We start from the raw sequence: 23139 nt of genomic DNA, 5'->3' as shown, positions 1-23139 counted from the left end.
GGAGAAGCGGAGCGTTCGCTTTTGTTTCCGGAATTTCACCGATAAATGTCATCCATTCAAAAAATTCCGGAAACGACAGCGATCGTAAGAACACCATGGCCGCGCAGCGACACTATTCACCTGATTCCTCTCGCCATACAACGTTCACCTTTACAGCCCTCCAGCTGTGATCGATATCATAGTTGATGAAGGCTGGAACCTTTTACAATAAGCACAGAAAGCACAGTTGAAAGGATGGAATCAGGATGAAAAAGGAGCACAAGCACAATGATGAATCGTTAAAAGGGACCCTTGTGTCGGTCCTGCTGCTCGGAGCTTTTATCGCGGTAAGCTGGCTAGGAGTCTATGCACTCTTTATTGCCCGCGGCTAATAACTACCATAGATCAAAGGGAGATGGTCACATGCATTTACATCGATATGAAAAGATTTGGTTACTATTTGGGGTGTCCATGCTGGTTGTATTTTTAATCGTGCTGGGTGTCGGTGCATTTGCACAGGGAGCACAGCCGCCAGGCCAGCAGCACAGCGGACATGGTGCGCAGCGTGAGACCGTGAATCCGGAAACAGTGGAATCAACGGCGCCGTTCAATCAGCTGGGTCTGAAAAAAATCGGCGAGAACGAATATGACGCCTACATGCTTGCTTTCGCTTTTGGATACGGACCGGAGAAAATGGAAATTCCGCTCGGGGCAACTGTTCATTTTCACATTACGAGTAAGGATGTTGTTCATGGGTTTGAGATTCCGGGAACGAATGTGAACATGATGGTCGTGCCAGGGGAAATCACCCAAATGACGTACAAATTCACCAAGGCTGGAGAGCTGCTGGTGCTGTGTAACGAATATTGCGGTATCGCACACGAAATGATGCAGACACGGATTATTGTGAAATGACTACATGAGGAGTGTTGAGTAAGATGATAACTGAAGAACAAGCATTTGACCGCCGCGATACGAGACTGGTGCTGGCTCATATTCTGTTCGCTTTTCTGGCACTGCTGCTTGGAGGTGTGGCGGGCTTACTCCAAGGTCTGGTGCGCAGCGGGAGTATAACGCTTCCTTATGAGATTGGCTATTACCAGCTGTTGACGGCACATGGTATTTTGATGGCGATCGTATTTACGACCTATTTTATTATTGGATTTTTGTACTCTGGTGTGGCTCGAACGTTGGGCGGCCAGCTGCTGCCCATATCCAGATCACTGGGTTGGCTTGGATTTTTCATGATGACGGCAGGTACGGTGATCGCTACGATTCTGATTTTGCTTAACAAGGCAACCGTGCTGTACACCTTTTATGCGCCGATGATGGCATCACCCTGGTTTTATGTAGCATTGGTACTAATTGTCGTAGGCAGCTGGATGAGTGGATTTGGTATTTTTATCCAATATCGATATTGGAAAAGAACGCATAAAGCCAAGCTGTCACCGCTGTTCTCCTTTATGGCAGTCGTTACCATGCTGATGTGGCTGATTGCTACTTTGGGCGTAGCTGTGGAAGTGCTGTTTCAGCTGATTCCGTTGTCGTTTGGTTGGGTGGAAACGGTGAATGTGACGCTGAGTCGGACCTTATTCTGGTATTTTGGACATCCGCTGGTTTATTTCTGGCTGCTTCCCGCTTATATTTGCTGGTATGTGATTATTCCCAAAATCATTGGCGGCAAAATATTCAGTGATGCATTGGCCAGGCTGTCGTTCATTATGCTCTTGTTGTTTTCGATTCCGGTCGGACTTCACCATCAATTAATGGAGCCGGGGATATCACCTGTATGGAAGTATGTTCAGGTCATTCTGACATTTATGGTCGTGGTTCCATCACTAATGACGGCATTCTCACTGTTCGCGACCTTTGAACTGCATGGTCGATCGCTCGGTGCCAAGGGATTGTTTGGCTGGTTGAAAAAGCTGCCATGGAAGGATGTTCGCTTTTTCGCACCTTTTATGGGGATGCTGATCTTCATCCCGGCAGGTGCTGGCGGTATTATTAATGCTAGTGACCAGATGAATGCCGTTGTTCATAATACGTTATGGGTAACCGGGCACTTTCATTTGACAGTCGCAACCAGCGTGGCCCTGACGTTCTTTGGGATAACCTATTGGTTAATTCCGGCAATGACCGGACGGGTGCTTACACCGCTCTTGCATAAGCTGGGGATTGCCCAGACGATCACCTGGCTCATTGGTATGTTCTTTATGTCGAGCTCGATGCATACGGTAGGATTGCTGGGATCACCTCGCCGTACTGCGTTTACAACGTATCAGGACCATCCTGACGCGGTATTATGGATGCCTTACCATGTGGTGATGGCAATCGGCGGAACGATTCTCTTCATTGGAGTACTAATGATTGTTATGAATGTGATACTGCTGTTGAGAGCACCAAAGGGCTACACAGAGTATCCGATTGGTGAGGTTACGGAAACTGCGGAACCGACACCTGCTATTTTTGAAAAATGGAGCATTTGGGTGGCCATATTGGTAGTTTTGATTTTTGTGGCTTACACGGTTCCTGTCATGGAGCTTTTGAACAATCCGGGTGTAGGGGCCAAAGGTATGGTTACGTGGTAGAGTAAAATTTTCCAAATAAATATTTTATAATACTCCTATTTAGGAATAAAGTCTATGAAAATATGAAATAATTATTTATTAAGCGTAATATATGGTATCCTTACTTGAGACATAAAGCTTATAAGAATTGAGGAACACACCCAAATGCCATTAGAAAACTATAAGCTTGATGTTTTTAGTCCCAAACTAGAGCCATATTTAACCGAACTATATGCATTGCACCGTAAACGTGCCTCTGAAATAGATTGGAGTTATCATGAATTTATACCTTGGGAATTAGGTCGCTCCTTCATCACAGAGCCATGGTCAATTGAGCAAAGAAAGCTGCCCCTGCCTATTTATCTTGCTGTTGAGACCTCACTTTTGACTGAGGTCAACCTGCCATTTTTTTATCATCACTTGGCCACAACGTTTAAGGGTTCGCTGAAGGTGCTTCAGGATTTTGTTCACACCTGGGTGTCAGAAGAGGATCAGCATTCCAACTTGCTGGAAACCTACCTGATCATTACCCGCAATGCGGACCCGCACGAGCTGCACCAGCTCCGCAAAACGGTGGTGGAGGGCGGATTTGTTCCTGATTTTGATACAGCTATGGAAACGATGGTGTATACAGCGATTCAGGAGCTTGCGACGATGGTGTTCTACAATAATGTAGCGAAGGCTGCAGGCCCTCATGATCCGTATTTGGCTAAGCTGCTGAGAAGGATTGCCAAGGATGAAACGCTACATTTTGCTTTTTATCGGGATGCGGTGAAGGGGTATCTGGGGGTGGATCACAACTTTGTGTATTACATTCATAAAGCGATGACGAGCTTTGCCATGCCGGGCACTTCGATGCCATCATTCAAGGAACGGATGGACGTGATTGCCAAGGAAGCTAACTATGGTCCGGTATCGTATTTTAATCAGGTTTTCGATTATTTGATCCAATTCTGGGCGATTGCGAAGCTGCAGCCAAGCCGGGCTGACGCGGAAAACGCCAAGCAGGATTTGCTGCAATATCATGTGAAGCTGCAGAGGATCAGCCAGCGGCTGGCAGCCAAAGGGATCAGTTAAAATAAGCATAAGTCCCGCCATGGGGCTTATGCTTATTTGTTGTGTGGTTCCGCACGGAGCTGCTGTACATCCCGAAATGTAAAAATAGGCATAGATTATGCAAGTTTATCCTTGCGTAAACGGGATTCCAAGATAAAAGGACCAAAAGGGATAAATGCCGATAAAAACGCACCTAACACACGGAGGATGGACCAACGATTCATAATGGCCGCGAAAACAATCGCAACGCAAAAAATTACGAATAAAACGCCATGCAGCATACCGACAATGGGAACAGGATTGTAGAAATCGGTGAAGTATTTGATAGGCATTGCGATAAAGAGGATGACGAGGAAGGATATGCCCTCTGCATAACCGATAATCTTCAACAAGGAAAGGGACAGCTTTGACAATAGGAACGCCTACTTTCTAACATAATGGTGAGCATACATCTCCATTTTAGTGGATAAATCACGCCATGCATAAGATGAATGTGAAAATAATATGAATTCCAACGATAAGTTTAATTAACAATGCTTATTTAACTGAAAATGGAAACGAAGGCATAGTCCAAGCTGCATAAAGTACAATGAACAATAGCGCCCTTACTCTACCGTGCGTAGGTGAAGGGCGCTATTTTCATGTAATGATTTAAATGTGCTGAATTTTAATCAAATTGGTTGAGCCTGCTTCGCCGACTGGAACCCCGGCGGACACGACAACCAGATCTCCTGTTGCGACAATTCCACTTTGTAGAGCGCTGTGGATAGCTGATTCAAACATGTCATCTGTAGAAACGACCTCTCTGCCTGATACAGGAATGACTCCCCAGCATAAGCAAAGGCGGCGCTGCACGCGTTCACTTGCAGTGACAGCGATAATAGGTGATTGTGGACGGTATTTGGCTACCATCCGTGCGCTGAATCCGGTACTGGTCGAAACTACAATCGCTTTGGCATCCAGATCGAGTGAGGAGCTAACGGCAGACTGGCTGATAACTTCGGTGATCGTAGCTTTCTGTTGAGCGGCTTTCACCCGAAGCATATCCTTATAAGGCAGAACCTCTTCGATATTGGCTGCAATGGAGGCCATCATGCGAACGGATTCCAGTGGATACTTTCCAGCGGCAGTTTCCCCAGACAACATCAGGACATCGGTACCATCATATACGGCATTGGCCACGTCACTGGCTTCGGCTCTTGTCGGACGCGGATTGTATTGCATCGAATCCAGCATATGGGTAGCCGTAATGATCGGTTTGCCTACTGCATTGCCTTTTTGAATCATCTGTTTTTGGATAATAGGTACATCCTCGACCGGAATTTCGACCCCAAGGTCACCACGGGCTACCATTAAACCATCCGATACCTCCAGAATTGCATCCAGGTTATCGACACCCTCCTGATTTTCAATCTTGGAAATGATCTGAATGTGGGACGCTCCGCGTTTTTCCAACAGCTCCCGAATTTCAAGAATGTCGCTGGCTTTACGTACGAAGGAAGCTGCGATAATGTCGATATCCTGCTCGATACCGAATTCAATATGCATAATATCACGCTCGGTAACACCGGGCAGCGAGGTATGGATTCCGGGCAGGTTGACACCCTTGCGCGATTTGATCAAACCACCGTTAAGAATGCGGCAGTGGATTTCGGTACCTTCAATGGTTTCGACCTGAAGCTCGATCAATCCATCATCAATCAGAATCCGGGAGCCTGGTTTGACGTCTCGGGTCAGATCCTGATAGGAAACTGAGATACGGCTGGCATCCCCTTGAATCTGTTCAGTCGTTAAAGTGAGGCTGGCATCGGTCTTCAGCTCATACGACGATTCCTGAAGCAGTCCTGTACGAATTTCCGGTCCTTTAATATCCATTAATATAGCAACGGTTGCGCCCAGTTCCTTGGCAGCTTGTCTGACTCTATCGATTCTTCCCTTATGCTCGTCCAGATCTCCGTGTGCCATATTCATCCGGGCTGCGCTCATACCAGCCTGAATCAGTTTCTTCAGCATATCGACGGAATCACAGGCAGGTCCCATGGTACACATGATTTTCGTTTTGCGATGTGTCATTGTTAGCACTCCTTTATTTCTACTTGATTGGACTTATTGTAGGCAATATTATTGGATTAGACTATGAATAATAGTATCGTATTTGTATAATAGTATCTTAAGTCAATTACGGCTCGAGTGCTGTGAGATGGAATTTAACGTTTTTCAAGAGAATGGAGGTGCAGCAATGGTTGTTATCAAGTCTGTTCGGCTGGACGCAGGAACAAGCTGGTTTGAGGAGTATGAGCATGGGGCTAATCATCACGCCTTGATTATGGTCAGCTATGGCAAATGTGTGTACTGGCTCGAGGGAGAGAAGGTACTGCTGGAAAAAGGTGATCTGCTCTTCATACCCAGTAATATGACGTATTATGGCAAGTGTATACCCACGGTTACGCACGAGAAATATGTTGTGTGCTTTCAAAGCTCTGCGGCTCCGCTGCTGCCGTTGGTACATAACCCGAAGTATTGTATATGGAAAACAGGTAAATATGAACTACTGCACCAGCGATTTCGGGTGCTGCAGCAGGAGTGGAGTGAACGGCTGGCCTATTATGAATCGATGTGCGGGGCGTTAGTGCAGGAGATTCTGACCCACCTGAACCGGGAAGTCGATGAGGGGCGTCCTTCAGCTCTGAAGGAAAAGCATACCAGCCTGATGAAAGGCTATATCCAGAATCATTATCGTGAGAAGGTAACCAAGGAAGAGTTGAGTGAAGTCATAGGAAAAAGCCCGAATTATGCGGCTGCGGTATTCAGCGAGGTTACCGGTCAGACGATCGGGGGTTATGTTCATGCGATGCGCGTTAAAACGGCTGTCTATTTGCTAAGTCATTCCCAAAGAACCATCGGTGATATATCCGATTATTTGGGTTATTGTGATCCATCTTATTTCCATCGCGTATTCAAAAGAGAAACCGGCAAGCCGCCTGCCCAATATATCAAAGACAGGGATATTCCCGTTCATTAAAGGAAGATCAGCCTCTGCTCCAGATAAACAAACAAGCGTCGAATGGGCTGTCTGTGACAGCGTTCAACGCTTGCTGACCGTTATTTCTTCCCGACCCATACCAACATTTCCCCAGGTGTACGATTGCCCCATGCATAGTAAGGAACAGCTCGGAATGTAACAAGCTCCTTGGCTTCATCATCTTGTGCTGCCACGGCGCGTTGATACAATTTCCCCTCCCAATTCTGAAGCGTGGAGCGGCTTGCGGTACCTTCGAGGATGGTAATGCCGCTTAGCAGGGAAGCCTCATGACGAGCTTGCGGCATTTCATCTAATGACACTGTCATATCTCGTAAATTGGTGCTGTTATCGGTTTCCTCCAGGCAATAGACGATCGGGCCACGCTGCAGCGCGATCCTGCCTGCATTGGCGCGGACCTCGGGGTGAGCCTCAACAGCTTCGACGGGCATCTGCAGAATGAGCTCAATCCGATCATCGGGTGACCATGTGCGAGTAAGCCGTATATAACCTTTATGCATAAGGGGAATACAATCTATCGATTGGCCATTAACCTTGACCAGAGCTTTGCGGCACCAGCCAGGCAGACGCAGGCTGATGGAAAATTCAGCTGCTCGCTCGGGTGATACCTGGATGGATACCGTTTCATCCCATGGGTAGTTGGTTTGCTGTTGAATCTCAACGTGTTGGCTTCCGATATTCAAGCTGGCACGGCTTTCACCGTACAGGTGAACGATAGCCTCATCGTTTCCTTCAGCGTACATATACTGCCCAAGCGAAGCAATCAACCTTGCGATATTAGGCGGGCAGCAGGAGCAGCCGAACCACTCCTGTCGCTGCTCGGCAACCGCAGTTTTGTTGAATTTCAATGTGTTGAAATGATGGGCGGCAGGTAGTACCTCCAGATGGTTGGCGTAAAAGAAACGGCTTCCGTTCTGCGACACCCCGCTGATCGTACCGTTGTATAAGGCGCGCTCCAGTTCGTCCATATAGCGGCTGTCTCCACTCTGCAGTGCCATCCGATGAGCCCAAAATATCAATCCGATCGAGGCGCACGTTTCAGCATAAGCGGTATCGTTGGGTAAGTCGTAATCATAAGTAAATCGTTCGTAATGATCAGTCGATCCTATACCCCCGGTAATGTACATCCGCTTTTCAACCATATGGTTCCACAGCTGCTCACAAGCTTCATATAGCGAAGAATCCTTGATTTCGGCCGCCAGATCGGCCACTCCACTGTACAAATATACCGCTCGAACGGAGTGACCTTCCACCGTACGCTGTTCCCTGATAGGAAGATGTGCCTGGTAATGATCGTAGGGAGCATATCCGGTTCGTGAAGGCTGCTTGCCCCGGCTCGCGGCTTCCTGATCAAAGAAGTGAGGCTGTTGGCCACGTTCGTCGACAAAAAAATGACATAGCTCTAAATAACGCTGCTCCCCGGTTGTCCGGTACAATTTGACAAGAGCAAGCTCGATTTCAGGATGACCGTCATAACCACGGATTTGACCTTCACCGGGACCAAATACCATGTCGATGTAGTCTGCATATCGGCACATGACATCCAACAGCAGCCGTTTACCCGTCGCTTCAAAATAAGCAACAGCCGCTTCCATCAAGTGTCCTGCGCAATATAACTCGTGTCCGTCCTTTAAATCCTTCCAACGATTGTGCGGCTCGACGACGGTATAAAAAATATTCAAATAGCCGTCCTCCTGCTGTGCCGCAGCGATCAGATCGATAGCGTCATCCACCTGACGCTCCAATTCGTCATCAGGGTGAGTAGTCAGGCTGTAGGCCGCCGCCTCAATCCATTTGGCGATATCCGAGTCCCAGAACCGATGTGGCTGATTGGCGTCACCCTGCTTCCAGTCTAGCTTCCAGGCATTCAGTCTGCCCGTTAACAGGCATTGTTCATATTGAATTTGCAGGGTGATGTTACGGTTAGTTTCTTGTTGCTGCAACCAGAAGCCCCCATCGATAGAAACTCTTTTTAATGGAACAGGTGTAATTTTACGAATGTTGACAGCTTCATTGATCGTTGACAATGAAATTTCACTCCTTGTTAAATGAATTGATTTGTGAATAAAGAACAATAGTAATACCATTAGGATATCAATAGGGCGTCTTGCTGTCAGTGGACGATTCATCAGAATAGGTGGAAAAAACCGACTATCTAGGATTGGAAAAGGAACGGCAGGATTTTGAAAGGAAATATCGAATTTTATTATGTTGGAGAATAGGTTACACGAGGTTCTTAACTTGAAGGGGAGAGACAGATTTGAACAACAATTTGCTGGATAAATATTGTATCGATACGATCGGCTTCGCGGTTTCCAAGATTGGCCATATTAAAAAGGTGACCAACCGTACGATCCATGTGGATTGGGGCCATAAAGTGATGATTTATATGAACAAGGATTTCAGATGGGTACCGCTTACCAAGGAAGAGATCGAGAAGAAATATAAAAAGAACAAGTTTACCGAGGATACGCTGAGAAGAGCAGCAGCGCTGGGGATAGTTATTCAATAAGAAACAGAGAAAGTGAACTACCAAAACCTATGTAATCAGCTCCTGATTATGAACGATCAAAGCAAGACACGGAAATCAGTCAATGCAGTTTATGACTCGATTTCCGTGTCTTTATGTTTTTACGGGAGAGCTGACAGCATTAGCAAGATGGGCTCCTGACTTCGATAGCCTCTAAACATCTGGCTGGCTGACTTGTTTTCTGCAGCTCTTCCTTAGCTTTCGCCGAACTACAATCCAGTAAATATCGTGCATAAGCCATTGGATTGTCATAGGTTGCTTTCCACTCCTGCAGCATGCCGGCTTCACGAAAGCTGTAGCGTTGGTCTTTGCCATTGCATTCGATTAGCATCGGAAAGCCTTCTATCGTAATTCCGACATCAAGTCCGAGATCGGCCATATGCGGCAGATGGTTGCCCAAATGCTCTGCCACCTGCAGTGAAAACTGCTCAATGCCTTTGATTACTGCTTTCGGCTGTAGGTGCGGATATTCTGCGATAAGAATAGGCTCCAGTCTGTAAACAGTTCCACCTTGTGCAACATTGGTTAGAAAACATCGCTTGGAAGCGACCTTCGCCACAATCCCTGTAACCTGCCACTGTCCCATAGCTCCACGCTGCACGGAGACACGCAGGTCAAAAGGCTGTCCCCCGAAAGTAGCGAGAGGTAGTCGTTGTTGTACGATATAGCGTGCCCGCTGCAGTCTGCTTCGGAGCAGGAGTGGCAGTCGATTGCCTTGAAAAGTCAGCGTACGCCACGTTCTATTGTGAATACTTAATGATGCGGGATACGTGAGCTTCCAGCCTCGAACCGTTTTTTCCAGCTTCATGACCCCACGTCCGACACTGCTTTTGTTCGGTTTAATAATCAAATCATTATACAGCTTCATCATCATGTGGATATGGCTTATGCTTGCGTCGTATGTGGCTGGTATGTGCGGGCGCAGGCTCGGGTCTTTCATCAATACATCTTGAACATACAACTTTCCGTAACGGTTCCATTGGTTAAACAGCTGTTTGCCTTCCTTGATCCAGGAGTTAATTTGCCTAAATTGTTTGCGCCCGTTATAAATCGCACGATTGTGAATGACCTCAGGTACGGGTACGATTTTGCGAATAAATTGTCCGCTGTGCATGACGTAAGCATTAACGGTTTGTGCACCCGGTTCTAAATCGTCTATTCGGAAAAAGCAGGGGGTAAATCCATATTTGGCGCCTGCCTTCACATACAAGTGTACGGCTTCATATTTGGTTTTGCCTAAGGGGATGCTGCGATGCAGCTTATCATTCACGAGAATGCCCACACAGGGATAGGGCATGGTATCCACTCCCTCCGATGATTTGAGTTTCCCCTTAGTGTATGTGTACGCGGACAGACCCGTTATGGACAGGTGCTGTAGGAATAAAGTGGAATTTGACGAGTCCCTCCCTTATGGTGACTAGGTTCTAAAAATGCCATCCAAAGCATCACAAAGCAGATCAAACATAACGTCAATGTCTGTTGCGGACACAACTAAAGGCGGCATTAAACGAATGGTTAACGAATTGGGAGCGTTGATCAGCAGACCTGCCTGCAAGCATGCTGCAACCAATTCGGCACCAACTGGCTTCGGTAGGTCAAAGGCTAGCAGCAATCCCTTGCCACGAATGTGCTTCAGGTTATACTTATCCTCGATTTGATGCAGTCGTTCGACGATGTAACGGCCCTGTTGTTCTGCATGATGAGGAAGCTCCAGGCGAATCAGCTCATTGACGACGGCTAGCCCCACCGCCATAGCGAGCGGCTGTCCAGTGTAGGTCCCACCTTGATCCCCGACATCAAAAATATTAAAGGCTTCTTTAGTCAACATAGCCGAAAGCGGAAATCCGCCACCTATGCCTTTGCCCAATGTCATCACATCCGCTTGAACCCCATAATGCTCATAAGCAAACAGCTTGCCTGTTCGACCGAATCCGGTTTGTATCTCATCAAAGATCAGCATGATGCCGGAGTCATCGCAAATTTTACGAAGCTGCTGCACATATTCCACCTCAGCCTCATGGACGCCCCCCTCACCTTGAACCAGCTCCAGCATAATAGCACACGTATTAGGATTGATTGCAGCCAGACAAGCATCGAGATCATTCAAGGGGACATGCTTGAAGCCCGGTATTTTGGGTGCGAAAAGAGGTTCCCACTGCTTCTTGCCTGTTGCCGACATCGTAGCCAGCGTACGTCCATGAAAACCATTAACCGTAGTAATAATTTCAAAAGCACCGCCAAGATGAATCGAGCCGTGTTTTCTGGCAAGCTTGATGGCACCTTCATTGGCTTCAGCGCCGCTGCTCGTAAAGAAAGCTCTGTCATAACCGGTTCCGTCGGTTAAAAGCTTGGCAAACTGAATCATCGGTTTGTTGTAGAAGGAGGGGCTGGAATGAACCAGTGCAGCCGATTGCTGTGCCAAGGCTTCTTGAATAACTGCGGGAGAATGACCCAGACATGTAACTGCCCATCCTCCGACAAAATCCAGATACCGCTTGCCATCCGTATCCCATAAATACATACCTTGTCCGCGCTCCATCACAAGCTCGGGCCTTACTGCGGTTGATAAAATCGAGGTGCTTGCTGCTGCCAGTAAAGTGGCAGTTTCCAGTTCAGTTTGAATACCCATACATATCACTCCTTCTCAATAATGAATTATTATACTTATAAATGCATAAATATACAATAAATAAATCGTCATCCATGCGTGATGACTACGCTGCCGTGCCCGAGGTTAAAAGCGATGAATATACTGGTGTAAATTGAAGCTGGCCAGTGCTTAAGAAGCTGATTTTACAAAAGTAAAATTTTAATAGGAGGTTTCCCATGAAGGTACCTGTCATTGCGATCATTACACCCGGGTCATTCGTAGTGCCTTGTGCGACGAGCAGCTCGGTCGAGCTTGTGGTCGAGCAGGTAGCACGTCGTGTGACAACCGAAGTGTGTCCAGTCATTTTTGGCAAGGAAAGTCCGGATATGCCCCATACAGAGATGCTGGATGGAGTCCAATATATTCGGGTGCCAGCCCGTTCTCCGGTTGGCTATATATCGGAAGTTAGCCAAAGGTTGAAAGGACTTCGTCCAGCTCTAATGCAGGTAGAGAACCGTCCCCGGTTTGTACGTTACTTACGTAAGCGGTATCCACAGGCGGTAATTTGCCTTGTTTTGCATTCGACTACTTACATTTCGAGTCCTCATATTAGTCGTGTGGAACTGCAAAGCTGTCTGAAAGCTGCTGATTATATCGTGGTCAATAGCCGGTTTATGAAGGAGCAGCTTATCCAAAAAGCACCGAGTACCCGAAGGAAAATACGGGTGAACTACCTCGGGGTAGATACGGAACAATTTACTTCCCGTTGGTCAACACACGGAGCGGCTCGAAGACAGGAAACGCTGGATCAGCTTGGTTTGGGGGATAAAAAGGTCATCTTATATGTAGGGCGTTTACTTCGGATGAAAGGGGTTCATCATTTGTTGGAAGCCATGCCGGATGTTGTGAAGCGGGTACCTAATACAGTTGTATTTGTAGTTGGGAGCGCTTTTTACAGTTCCCGAAGGACGACCTCCTATGCCAGAGGGCTTAAGCGTATGGCTGCAAAACTGAAGGCTTCTATCCGATTCATCCCATATGTGCCGCACACGGGTATTGCCGATTGGTTTCGTCTGGCAGATGTGCTTGTGGTGCCTTCAGGGAAAAATGAAGCTTTTGGATTGGTGAACGTAGAGGCAATGGCCTCGGGTGTTCCAGTCGTGGCGACACATGTCGGAGGAATGAAAGAAATTATCGACCATGAGCGGACCGGCTTAAGTATTAGCCCTGTGCGATTAAAATACGATCTGGCTCCCTCTATTGTCAGGCTATTAACACATCCGGAATGGAGTCAAGCTTTGGGCGAAGCGAGTGTACGCAAGGTTCACGAGCAATTCACGTGGGAACGAACAGCAGAAAGATGGCTGAAATTTTATAGAGAGCAATTAAATGTAAAATGAAATAAAGTCCCTATGCAATTCAGAGTATTCCCCTCTTTATAGACGATTATTCGTTATATAACCGGATCTTTTTAAATGCGGAAGAAACTTTTATACAAGAGTTTATTCCAAAAAGAAATTAAGTGTTGTATAATGAATATAGAAGCTAAAGACAGGGGATGCTGCGACATGACTAACAATGAGCAGAATATGACAACTGTATTAGGGCAAATTTTTTGGTCCTTTTGCAAAATCAGTCCAATCTCTTTCGGCGGCGGCTATGCGATGATTCCAGCTATTGAGAAAGAAGTTGTTGAACAGCGTAAATGGATGGACGAGGAAGAAATAAGCGGTGCTTTGTCGATTGCCGGATCGGCTCCAGGTGGCATTGGTGTGAATGCGGCTACGATCATTGGGTATCGAGTTGCTGGACTCAGGGGAGCCATTGCAGCCATTATAGGTATCGGACTACCGACCTTTATAATTATGATGGCGCTGGCAATTGGTTACACTACCGTGGAGGACTCTGTGAAGGCTTCGGCTGCTTTTGAAGGCATTCATTCGGCCGTCGTCGCTTTCATTGCGGTTGCTGGCTGGAGAATGCTAAAGTCAGCGGTTCATGACAAATCGACACTGATTATCGTAGCTGGTGCACTGGCCGCGCTGCTGTTTACCTCGATCCATCCCGCTTTGCTGCTGCTGATCGGAACGATTGCGGGTATTTGGATATTTAAAATGAAAGAAAAGCTCAAGGATGTACCTCCACCAACGAAGACTGGCGGAAGAACTGCACCTGTACCCGGTCCGATCCAAGCTGGCCAATATATTTGGGGCGATGGTATTTAGTCGGATGACAGAAGGGAGGGGCAGCGTTCATGCTGTGGACATTATTGGTTACTTTTTTCAAAATAGGGCTTGTATCGTTTGGCGGCGGTTACGCCATATTAAGTGTGATTGAACGGGAGGCTTTATCCCAGCAGTGGATGACCTCCGTTGATTTTGCCCAAGCTGTAACCTTGGCCGGTATGGCGCCGGGTCCGATTGCAACGAACAGTGCTGTGCTGATCGGGTACAAGGTTGCCGGGATTCCGGGAGCGGCTGCGGCAACAATCGGAATGATTTTACCTTCATTTATTATCATTATTGCTCTGGCGGTGTTCTTTTTTAAGGTAGGTCGGGAACGCTTGTTGTCCATGATCTTTTATGGCTTGAAACCGATGGTGGCAGCGCTTATCGTCTATGCGGCGTATCGAGTAGGCACGAACGGACAACCACTGCTTGGGATCAATGGACATACACTGGCTGCACTGCTGATTTTTATTTTTGCGATGATTGGAACGATGAAGTATCACCTGCATCCGCTTGTCGTATTGTCGGTTTCGGCGTTGATGGGGATTGCTTTTTTTATGTAAAAGACAGTATGCAGCAGTACAAGCTGAGAGGACTGTTCGTCAAATCTTACTGTAAAAACAGCAGGTAATAGTGAAAGTAAGCCACACACATGTAGCAATGGATGAAAAGCATAAAAAGGTTGGGCAGAAATAATACTCTGCTCAGCCTTTTTTTGTTTACTTAAGATCTTATAAGAAATTCTTGAAATTACAGAAATTTAGACGATATGGAGATGTTAGTATAAATATATAAATAAAGCAGAGGTGATGGTATGCAAATGAAATTGGCAGCGGGCGCTTTCCCCCTCCTCTCAAAGTGGAAATCTTTGATAAGCACAATCCGAAGATATAAAGTGATGTATGCTCTTTTACTCCCGGCATTACTATACTTTGCCCTATTCAAATACATACCTATGGCGGGAATTATTATTGCTTTCAAAAACTACAACATGGCCTTGGGGTTATGGGATAGCCCGTGGGTGGGATTGAAAAATTTCAAGGATTTTATGAACGGGGTTTATTTCTGGGATATTATGAGAAATACGATAATCATATCGCTGTACAAGCTATTGTTCGGCTTCTCCGCTCCGATCTTACTTGCTTTGCTGCTCAATGAAGTTTATGTCCAATGGTTTAAGAAAATCGTACAAACGATTACGTATTTGCCCCACTTTTTATCATGGGTCATTGTTTATGGAATGATGGTGGCATTATTAGCTCCGGGAGATGGACTTGTTAACATGATATTGAAGGAAAATGGCTTCCAACCCGTCTCCTTCTTGAGTGAACCAGGCTGGGGTCGGCTGCTAATCATCTTATCTGAAATATGGAAGGACATCGGATGGGGAGCGATATTGTACCTTGCAGCATTAGCAGGAATCGATCCGAGCTTATATGAAGCGGCAAGGATGGATGGTGCTTCCAAGTGGAGACAGTTATGGCATGTTACATTACCCGGTATTCGAGGAGTCATTATTCTGATGCTGATTCTTAAATTAAGCCATATTCTGGACGCTGGTTTTGATCAAATATTCATGTTTGCCAACACCTTTAATCAGGAGAAGATCGATATTATAGACACATGGGTATATCGTGAAGGGCTGGAGCGTCTTAAGATTGGTTTGGCTACTGCTGTAGGATTGTTTAAAGCTGTCATCGGATTTGGTTTAGTTTTGGTAACGAATAAGCTCGCCAAAAAATTCGATGGGCAAATTTGGTGAGGTGGTTTTCAATATGATCAATCTGACATTTGGGGAAAAAGTATGGCAAGCAGCCGTTTATTTTATTCTTATTTTGCTATCTGTTATTTGCTTACTTCCCTTTTTATATGTGGTTGCTGTTTCCGTCACTCCAGAATCGGAAGTATTAAGAAGAGGAATTGTACTTATACCAGAATCCTTTACTTTATTAGCCTATAAAGAAGTATTTATTTCTCATGGTATCGGGCAGGCGTATAAAATTACGTTGTTTCGAACGGTAGTGGGTACAGCGCTTAATGTGTTTTTTACGGTGATAGCGGCTTACCCATTATCCAAAAAATATTTGCCTGGGCGCAGCCCATTTTTATTATTCATTGTTTTTACCATGATGTTTGGGGGAGGCTTAATCCCCACTTACTTATTAATTCGCTCTCTGGGATTGCTGGACAGTCCGTGGGTATTGATTATTCCACAGCTCATTAGTGCATTTAATCTGGTGATCATTAAAGGCTTTTTCGAGCAATTACCTGCAGAAATCGAGGAATCGGCGAGAGTAGACGGTGCAAGTGAACTTCAAGCATTATGGAAAATCATTTTACCTCTATCCTTACCTGTCCTTGCTACGATATCCTTATTTTACGCAGTTGGGCATTGGAACAGTTATTTCGATGCTATCGTTTATTTGAATAATACGAATTTAATGCCTCTTCAAGTCGTCTTGCGAAACATCCTGCTTAACGTGGCAACACAAAGCGCTGATTCACTCGCCAATTCCGGAACGGTTAGCAAGTTCGCTGTGCAAATGGCTGCTGTAGTTGTGACTACGGTTCCGATTTTGATTGTTTATCCCTTTATGCAAAAGCATTTTACCAAAGGTGTGCTCATGGGATCGATTAAAGGTTAAAAGGCAATCCCCGTATAGGTATTACAGGAAAATCGTGATCGTATAAAAGCAAAAGGAGAGGTCCATATGCAACATACAAAGATTACATATACTATTTTGGCATCCATCATGGGGTTGGGAGCGATATTATCAGGATGTGGGGAAGATAAAGAAGTTATTCCAGCAGTATCGGGCATCTCTCAAGGCCAGGCTAGCCAGTTTGCCAACAAAATAAAAATCTCGATGTTTAACCAAGGCACATTCAACGCTGCTGCTCCGCTTCCTCCTCGTGAAGAAGATATTCAACGCCAAATGCTGGAAAATGCAATGAATATTGACTTGAACATGATTATTCCTCAATCCGGGCAAGCAACGACCAAATTGAATACGCTAATTGCCGGCGGAGATATCCCGGATTTGCTCTTCTTGAAGAGCCGTGCTGATCTCGCTCAATATTATGACCAAGGTGTGCTGGCGGATTTGACCCCGTACCTGGAGCAATTTCCCAAACTAAAGCAGCGTTTTGGTAAAGATTCCTGGGATGCGATGTTCTATCAGGGAAAAACGATTGCGGTTCCCGGCTATGATAATGTGAACGGTATCAGTCGAAGCCTCTTTATCCGCAACGACTGGCTGAAAAAACTGAATATGAAAGTGCCAACAACTCCTGATGAGCTGTTCGAAGTAATGAGAGCCTTTACAGAGAAAGATCCGGATGGAAACGGCAAGAGCGATACGTACGGTTTCATCGGCGGTATGAATAAAGAAGGCAATCTGCAAACCTATGGCTTTGATAGTTTGATGTGGATGTTTGGCGTCAATCCCCCTTCTGCCATTGAAGTGAAAGACAATAAACCGGTCTTCCTGTTTATCGAACCCAAAATGAAAGAGGCACTCGCCTACATTAATAAAATGATGGAAGCCAAAGTTGTGGATCCGGACTGGGTGACGATGAATACACCCGATTTGTTGGACCAAAAGCTATATAAGGGTAAGGTCGGCTTCATGGTAAGAGATGCCCGCAGGCTGGAGCCGGATGCCCAGCAAAAAATGAAAGAAATCGGCGGAGAGGTACCGGAATGGATTGTCATTCCACCGATGAAAGGGCCTTATGGCGATGAAATATTGGAGAGAAAATCGTTCCAAGGCAATTCATGGGCTATTTCCAAAAAAGCCGACAAGGACAAAATCATTCGCATCCTGTCCTTGCTGGAATATCTCTTTACAGACAAGGAAGCATATCCTCATTTCGCATACGGAATCAAAGGGATTCATTGGGATCTGATGGACGGCAAGGTTAAAAACAAAACCCCCGATTTAACGAAAGAATTGAAAGAAAAATACCTGTGGGTCGATCATTATAGGATGCCGCGCCGAGGGGATGATACCGAGTATTTTAGCTTCAAGAATCCAAAGACGGCAGAAGCTTTTACGAATAACCAGAAATATGTACTAGATCCGTTGCCCGGAAATTTATTGACGGCAGACTTGAGCGATACATTGTCAGCTGATCGCACGCGTTTTATTAATGAGAGCTTGGTCAAATTTATGACGGGCAAAGACCCTCTTTCCAATTGGGATCAATTTCTCAAAACGTTGGATACCAAGTTTGACATGCAAAAATATAAAGACAGCGCAATCAAGCAATTTAAAGATGCAGGCATAATTAAGTAAATAAAGGAAGTCAGTGGAAAGTCATTGTCCCTCTCTATGTCGTTCTATGCTATTCTTAGTTTCATACAGATTCATAAGGAAGATGACCGATGCGAAGAAGAATTAGCTTGCCGATGAAATTATTTTTAATATGCTTTGCATTTGTATTAAGCTGCATTATTTTGATTAGCCAATTGTCCTACCGATATGTCCAAAAGGAAATAAGAACGAACGACATCTATTTCTCAAACCAAATCCTAGACAAGGTCGACCAGTATTTAACGGTTAATTTCTCGTCTTTTCAGACGATCCTGTTCTCGATCGAAACCTCGGTGAAAGCAAACATAAACCGTCCGGAAGTAATAAAAAAGCAATTAAGGGAGCTGTATGAGCTCAATAGTAATTATGTCAATAACATCTACCTGATTAGGGATGATTTATCCATCATTGGCGGAAGTACGCCTACGCGGATCTTTGATGAGCCTCTGGCGGATCGAATGCCTATGTTTGCTGCGGCAAGCACGAACAGATTGACTACGATTGTCAGCGAGCCTTATTTATCGAAATATTCCGGCTGGACGGTTACGATGGTCCGATATCTGAACGGTTCTCCGGACCCTATGGCCATTGCTGTAGACTTGGATCTTAAAGCGATTGAGGAGACCTTATTCAAGATTAATAAACAAGAGCACATGAATCTAGCACTTATTACCGCTTCGGGTCAAATTATTGCCGGATTTTCGGAGCATACCGGACCTCTGGATGTGCAGGATCATACTTTTTCAATTGGGAAAACCTCAGCGCAACAGATTCTTGATACTACTGGAACAAGCCTTCAGCTGCATAGAAAAGAAGGGGTACCGGTCTCCATTCTGAAGAAGCCGACCGAGAAATTCAATTGGTTCATCATCTCGATTAACGATGAATCGCGGATGGAAGCTGCATTGGCCAGGTTGGAAACCTATTATATCTGGCTTCTGGCTGGAGGCTTGCTATTAAGTCTGTTTATTTCTTTTTTTATTGCCAAATATATTAGGAATCCGCTCCATGCTCTCAAATTAAAAATGAAAAAGGTGGAGCAAGGCGATCTGACAACTAGCATTTCTATTAACCGTAACGATGAATTCGGCGATCTTTCGCGAGCCTTCGACCGTATGCTGCAGCAAATTGTAGAGTTGATCCGAGGATCGGAGCTTCATAATGAACAGGAGCGGAAGTTGGAAATCCAAGTGCTGCAATCTCAAATAAACCCGCATTTTCTGTATAACACGCTCGGCTCGATAAGCAATGTCATCCATCTTGGACAATTAGAGAAGGTGGATGTGGTGATCGGGTCCCTCATTTCTTTATTGGAATACGGAATAGCGGAGGCGTCGGAGAAGGTTTCATTGCGTCAGGAATTACATAATGTATCGGACTATATCGCGATCCAGAACATTCGGTATAATCGGTATTTCAAGTTAGTGGAGAACATTGAAGAAGGCCTGATGGATTTTCCGGTTTTTCGAATGCTACTGCAGCCCATGGTGGAAAACAGCATCTTCCATGGTTACAACGGCGGAGGAATCGAAGGTTCCATTACTATTCATGCTTATAGGGCGGATACTAACGTCGTGATCGAAGTCATTGATCAAGGAGAGGGCATTCCAGCGGATACGATCAAGCATATTTTAAATTCTGAATGGAGTGATCTGGAAGTAAAGAGAAAAAGAATCGGGTTGAACAATATTCATGGTCGAATAAGGCTGCATTACGGGGAACAGTTCGGGCTGAACATCATAAGCATACCGAAGGAAATAACCCGTGTCCGTGCCGTATTCCCGGCAGGTCTATTTAAAGGAGATGCATGATTGTGAGAGCCTATACCTGCCTCATCGTTGACGATGAAGATCTGATTATTCAAAGATTGGAGCTGTTTTTTAAAGCGCTATCCAATAAGGAACATAAATTCCGTTTAGTCGGAAAAGCGAATAACGGTATGAAGGGGATAGAGGAGTGTCTAAGGCTCAAACCGGATATCGTGATATCCGATATTGTCATGCCGCAAATGGATGGAATTTCCATGATCGAGCAGTTAAAGCCGGAGCTGCCGCGTACCCAATACATTCTTTTGACCGCCTATTCTTCTTTTGAATATGCACAGAGAGCTATCCATGCCAATGTTTTGGAATACATTGTTAAGGTTCCGTTAAGGGAAGCTGATTTAGAGCGAGCTTTGAATAAGGCAGCCGGAATTTGGGATGAGCTTAAGAAAAAAGAAGAGGAATTACAATCTTTAAACGTATCCGTGCTTGAAAATAAATATAGGGTGCGCAAACAATTTTTTAACGAATTGATCAGAGGGGAGATACCAACGCATCGGGCAACGGATTTCGCCAATCGTATGCAGTTCCATTTTTTTCAAGCGAACTACTGTTGCTTTATTGTTGAAATGAATCTGTATGAAAGCTTCCGAAATGAATATTCGGCGGTTGATCAAAGCATCTTGAAATATGCGATTACTAATGTCATCGAAGAGACGGTGATGAATGTTGGAATGGGAGTAGCTGTAGATCTGTCCGATAATCGATTTATTGGCTTTCTTTCCTGGGAAAATACCCGCAGTGACAAGGATACGGAATACGCTTGCCAAACGTTGGGCAGTCAGATCGTGCACCATCTGAATCAATATTTGAATCAAATGGTATCCGTAGCTTTTGGACATCCGCACCGAGGCTGGGAATCCATCAAAAAAGCTTACACGGAAGCAGAAAATGGGAGTGAGGATTTCTATTATCATGCAGAGAAAGTAGTCAAAACGCCTGCGAACAGGTTCCATTATGATAATAAAAGAAAGGAGGACTTTCAACAGAAAACGGCTGATTTTCTCGGACGGCTGCACAGGAGGGTTTCCAAGGAAGTGCTGGACAAAGAATTAGCTGCTTTAAACCAATTTGTTATGGAGAACAAAATTCATAAGTCCATTATGGCGCCTATGCTTCGAGACTTGTACAGAGACATAACAGCAAAATTTAAATCGGCGAGCACTATAACCGCAGATGTAGAAGAGTTTCCCGTAGAATTTATGACATTTCGGGAGCAGCTTGCGTATATTGGCGATTTCACATTCGAATATGTACACGCTGGCCAACTTAGGCATCGTGCAGAAATCATGAGAGCCATGCGGTTTATAGACAAAAATCTGAAACAGCGTCTAACGTTGGAGGCTATTGCCGAGGATGTGAATTTAGCTCCATCGTATTTCAGCAGCCTATTCAAAAAAACAATGAACGAAGGGGTTATCAGTTACATCAATCGCAAAAAAATTCAAATGTCACTTGAGCTGTTAAATGTTCAGGATTATTCTTTATTGGAATTGTGTGAAGAAGTAGGAATTGTGAATGAAGGTTATTTTTGTAAGCTGTTTAAGGAATATACCGGGGATACACCCAAGCAATATCGAATGAAAATGACAAGATATGAATCCAAATAAGTGAGGTTAGGTGAATTGGCGATGAAGGAATTATTCCCAAGAAGAGGGCTTCCTAATGTAATTCATAAGTTGGAAAATGGGGATGCGGTGACCATAGTTTATTTTGGCGGCAGCAATACCCGATCTGAAGGATATCGGGTCATGACGGCGGAATGGCTTCGTGAGCAATATCCCAAGGCGGATATCCGCTGTATAAATGCAGGCATTTCTGGAACGGGATCGGATTTAGGTTGTGCACGTTTGGAGATGGATGTACTGCGGCATCAGCCTGACCTGGTGTTTGTCGAATTTGTTGGAAACGACGGAGGTGTTTCCGAGTCCAAGATGCGGATCGAAGGAATCGTGCGTCAAATCCGCAAGCGGAGTCGTTTTATCGATATCCTGTTTGTATATACGTTGAAGGAGCGGGACGTCGCCGGATTTCAGGCCGGGCAATACCAGAAGGGAGCTATTATGCAGGAGGAAGTGGCCGAGTATTACGGTATTCCTTCGATTCATTTGGGCATAGCTGTCAGCCATTTGGTGTCAGAGGGCAAGCTCATCTTTACCTCTGGGGCAGACGAGCCCATTTCTGGAGCAGTTGTTTTTACGCATGATTCGATTCATCCTACAATTCCAGACGGGCACCGGATTTACTCGAATACGATCACCCGGTCGTTTGAGAAAATTCGCGAGCTTCGAGGCGGTTTGCCAAAATTTGAACATAACTGGCCTCAGGAGCTTTTGGTCCCGGGCAATCCTTGGGAGTATGCCGCTATGCTGCCGTTGGATAGCCATGCCCATTTTTCGGCAGGGTGGTCGTATATGATGCCTGATGATTCAGACTTGGTCCGTGAATACAATTGGTTATTTCCCGGCATATGGCGGGCAGTCGACCCGGGAGAAGCGCTCACGGTGCAGTTCACAGGCACTCACATCGGGCTATTCGATATCGGGGGACCGAATTCCGGCAGACTGAAGGTGACGGTGGATGGGGGAAAACCCTTCCTCGTTGATCGATTTACACTGTATAACGATCATAATAGGAATCAGTATGTTTATTTGCCGGAGCTTCCGAATGGGAAGCATACGGTTCGCTTCGAGATTGATTCCGATAAGACAGACAAAGCGGCAGTGTTTGAGGCAAGCGGCAATGAACGAAGCCTTGAGCATGTTCGGCAGCATCCGGATTGGTACAAGCAAACAGTGATTCAGCTTGGAAGACTGCTGCTGGTACAGCCGCCATTATAGTCGGCACAAATGCTACTTCCATACGAGTGGATGTCCCCCAAAGCAATTGGGACCACGCATGCCAGGCTAACAAAGACGGAGAGACCAGCCAGACCTATAATGGCTTCGTCACGAAAATTCGAACAAAGGAGGCTTTTGTGAAAGCGCTATCAATCGTTGGAACCGCCCAT

At 45.6% G+C, this 23139-nt stretch carries 20 protein-coding genes; 15 read left to right on the top strand and 5 right to left on the bottom strand.

The annotated features are described in order from the left end of the window. Positions 1–245 precede the first annotated feature (245 nt). The 4 genes from BK127_RS16390 to BK127_RS16375 all read left to right on the top strand — a co-directional run bounded on the left by BK127_RS16390 (position 246) and on the right by BK127_RS16375 (position 3623). Positions 246–371, top strand: a complete 126-nt coding sequence (locus BK127_RS16390; RefSeq protein ID WP_076232065.1) for a cytochrome c oxidase subunit 2A — start codon at positions 246–248, stop codon at positions 369–371. Between the two features lie 31 nt (positions 372–402). Continuing rightward, positions 403–894 (top strand): cytochrome c oxidase subunit II, encoded by a 492-nt coding sequence (locus tag BK127_RS16385; RefSeq protein WP_076232063.1) that lies wholly within the window; start codon positions 403–405, stop codon positions 892–894. A 23-nt stretch (positions 895–917) separates the two neighbouring features. Then, positions 918–2567, top strand: a complete 1650-nt coding sequence (locus BK127_RS16380; protein WP_076232060.1) for a cbb3-type cytochrome c oxidase subunit I — start codon at positions 918–920, stop codon at positions 2565–2567. A gap of 144 nt (positions 2568–2711) precedes the next feature. Then, complete coding sequence (locus BK127_RS16375) at positions 2712–3623, top strand: acyl-ACP desaturase (RefSeq protein WP_076232057.1); 912 nt, start codon at positions 2712–2714, stop codon at positions 3621–3623. A gap of 95 nt (positions 3624–3718) precedes the next feature. Here BK127_RS16375 and BK127_RS16370 read toward each other — a convergent pair whose 3' ends face one another. Continuing rightward, entirely contained in the window at positions 3719–4015 is a 297-nt protein-coding gene (locus BK127_RS16370) for a DUF3817 domain-containing protein (protein WP_076232055.1), read from the bottom strand. 238 nt (positions 4016–4253) lie between these two features. Continuing rightward, entirely contained in the window at positions 4254–5675 is a 1422-nt protein-coding gene (pyk, locus tag BK127_RS16365) for a pyruvate kinase (protein WP_076232052.1), read from the bottom strand. A 166-nt stretch (positions 5676–5841) separates the two neighbouring features. On the opposite strand from pyk, the gene BK127_RS16360 reads away from it, so the two are divergent. Beyond that, entirely contained in the window at positions 5842–6624 is a 783-nt protein-coding gene (locus BK127_RS16360) for an AraC family transcriptional regulator (RefSeq protein WP_076232050.1), read from the top strand. A gap of 80 nt (positions 6625–6704) precedes the next feature. On the opposite strand, the gene BK127_RS16355 is transcribed toward BK127_RS16360, so the two are convergent. Beyond that, positions 6705–8669 carry a glycoside hydrolase family 127 protein gene (locus tag BK127_RS16355; protein ID WP_076232047.1) on the bottom strand — a complete coding sequence of 655 codons (1965 nt, stop codon included), beginning with the start codon at positions 8667–8669 and terminating at the stop codon, positions 6705–6707. 233 nt (positions 8670–8902) lie between these two features. Between BK127_RS16355 and BK127_RS16350 the strand changes: the two genes are divergently transcribed. After that, entirely contained in the window at positions 8903–9154 is a 252-nt protein-coding gene (locus BK127_RS16350; RefSeq protein WP_076232045.1) for a hypothetical protein, read from the top strand. A gap of 139 nt (positions 9155–9293) precedes the next feature. On the opposite strand, the gene BK127_RS16345 is transcribed toward BK127_RS16350, so the two are convergent. Both BK127_RS16345 and BK127_RS16340 read right to left on the bottom strand, forming a co-directional pair. Beyond that, entirely contained in the window at positions 9294–10442 is a 1149-nt protein-coding gene (locus BK127_RS16345; RefSeq protein ID WP_179097509.1) for a YheC/YheD family endospore coat-associated protein, read from the bottom strand. Between the two features lie 147 nt (positions 10443–10589). Beyond that, the gene (locus BK127_RS16340; RefSeq protein WP_076232040.1) at positions 10590–11801 is read right to left on the bottom strand and encodes an aspartate aminotransferase family protein; all 1212 of its coding nucleotides are present in this window, start codon (positions 11799–11801) and stop codon (positions 10590–10592) included. Between the two features lie 197 nt (positions 11802–11998). Here BK127_RS16340 and BK127_RS16335 point away from each other — a divergent pair, with 197 nt between their 5' ends. The 9 genes from BK127_RS16335 to BK127_RS16295 all read left to right on the top strand — a co-directional run bounded on the left by BK127_RS16335 (position 11999) and on the right by BK127_RS16295 (position 22969). After that, positions 11999–13162 (top strand): glycosyltransferase family 4 protein, encoded by a 1164-nt coding sequence (locus BK127_RS16335; RefSeq protein ID WP_076232037.1) that lies wholly within the window; start codon positions 11999–12001, stop codon positions 13160–13162. A 168-nt stretch (positions 13163–13330) separates the two neighbouring features. Further along, positions 13331–13987 (top strand): chromate transporter, encoded by a 657-nt coding sequence (locus BK127_RS16330; RefSeq protein WP_076232034.1) that lies wholly within the window; start codon positions 13331–13333, stop codon positions 13985–13987. A 29-nt stretch (positions 13988–14016) separates the two neighbouring features. Next, positions 14017–14553 (top strand): chromate transporter, encoded by a 537-nt coding sequence (locus tag BK127_RS16325; protein ID WP_076232032.1) that lies wholly within the window; start codon positions 14017–14019, stop codon positions 14551–14553. Between the two features lie 251 nt (positions 14554–14804). Then, the gene (locus BK127_RS16320) at positions 14805–15752 is read left to right on the top strand and encodes an ABC transporter permease (RefSeq protein WP_076232029.1); all 948 of its coding nucleotides are present in this window, start codon (positions 14805–14807) and stop codon (positions 15750–15752) included. A 13-nt stretch (positions 15753–15765) separates the two neighbouring features. After that, a complete protein-coding gene (locus BK127_RS16315; protein ID WP_076232026.1) occupies positions 15766–16635 on the top strand; it encodes a carbohydrate ABC transporter permease in 870 nt (289 codons plus the stop codon). A gap of 66 nt (positions 16636–16701) precedes the next feature. Beyond that, entirely contained in the window at positions 16702–18288 is a 1587-nt protein-coding gene (locus tag BK127_RS16310) for an extracellular solute-binding protein (protein WP_076232024.1), read from the top strand. A gap of 89 nt (positions 18289–18377) precedes the next feature. Beyond that, entirely contained in the window at positions 18378–20117 is a 1740-nt protein-coding gene (locus BK127_RS16305) for a cache domain-containing sensor histidine kinase (RefSeq protein WP_076232021.1), read from the top strand. Next, positions 20114–21739, top strand: coding sequence for a response regulator transcription factor (locus BK127_RS16300; protein WP_256711342.1), 1626 nt, complete (start codon positions 20114–20116; stop codon positions 21737–21739). Before BK127_RS16305 ends, BK127_RS16300 begins: the two co-directional genes overlap by 4 nt. Positions 21740–21760: 21 nt before the next feature. Next, the gene (locus BK127_RS16295) at positions 21761–22969 is read left to right on the top strand and encodes an SGNH/GDSL hydrolase family protein (RefSeq protein ID WP_076232018.1); all 1209 of its coding nucleotides are present in this window, start codon (positions 21761–21763) and stop codon (positions 22967–22969) included. Positions 22970–23139 lie beyond the last annotated feature (170 nt).

The organism is Paenibacillus sp. FSL H7-0331, from assembly GCF_001956045.1.
This window is presented reverse-complemented; position numbering and strand designations above follow the sequence as displayed.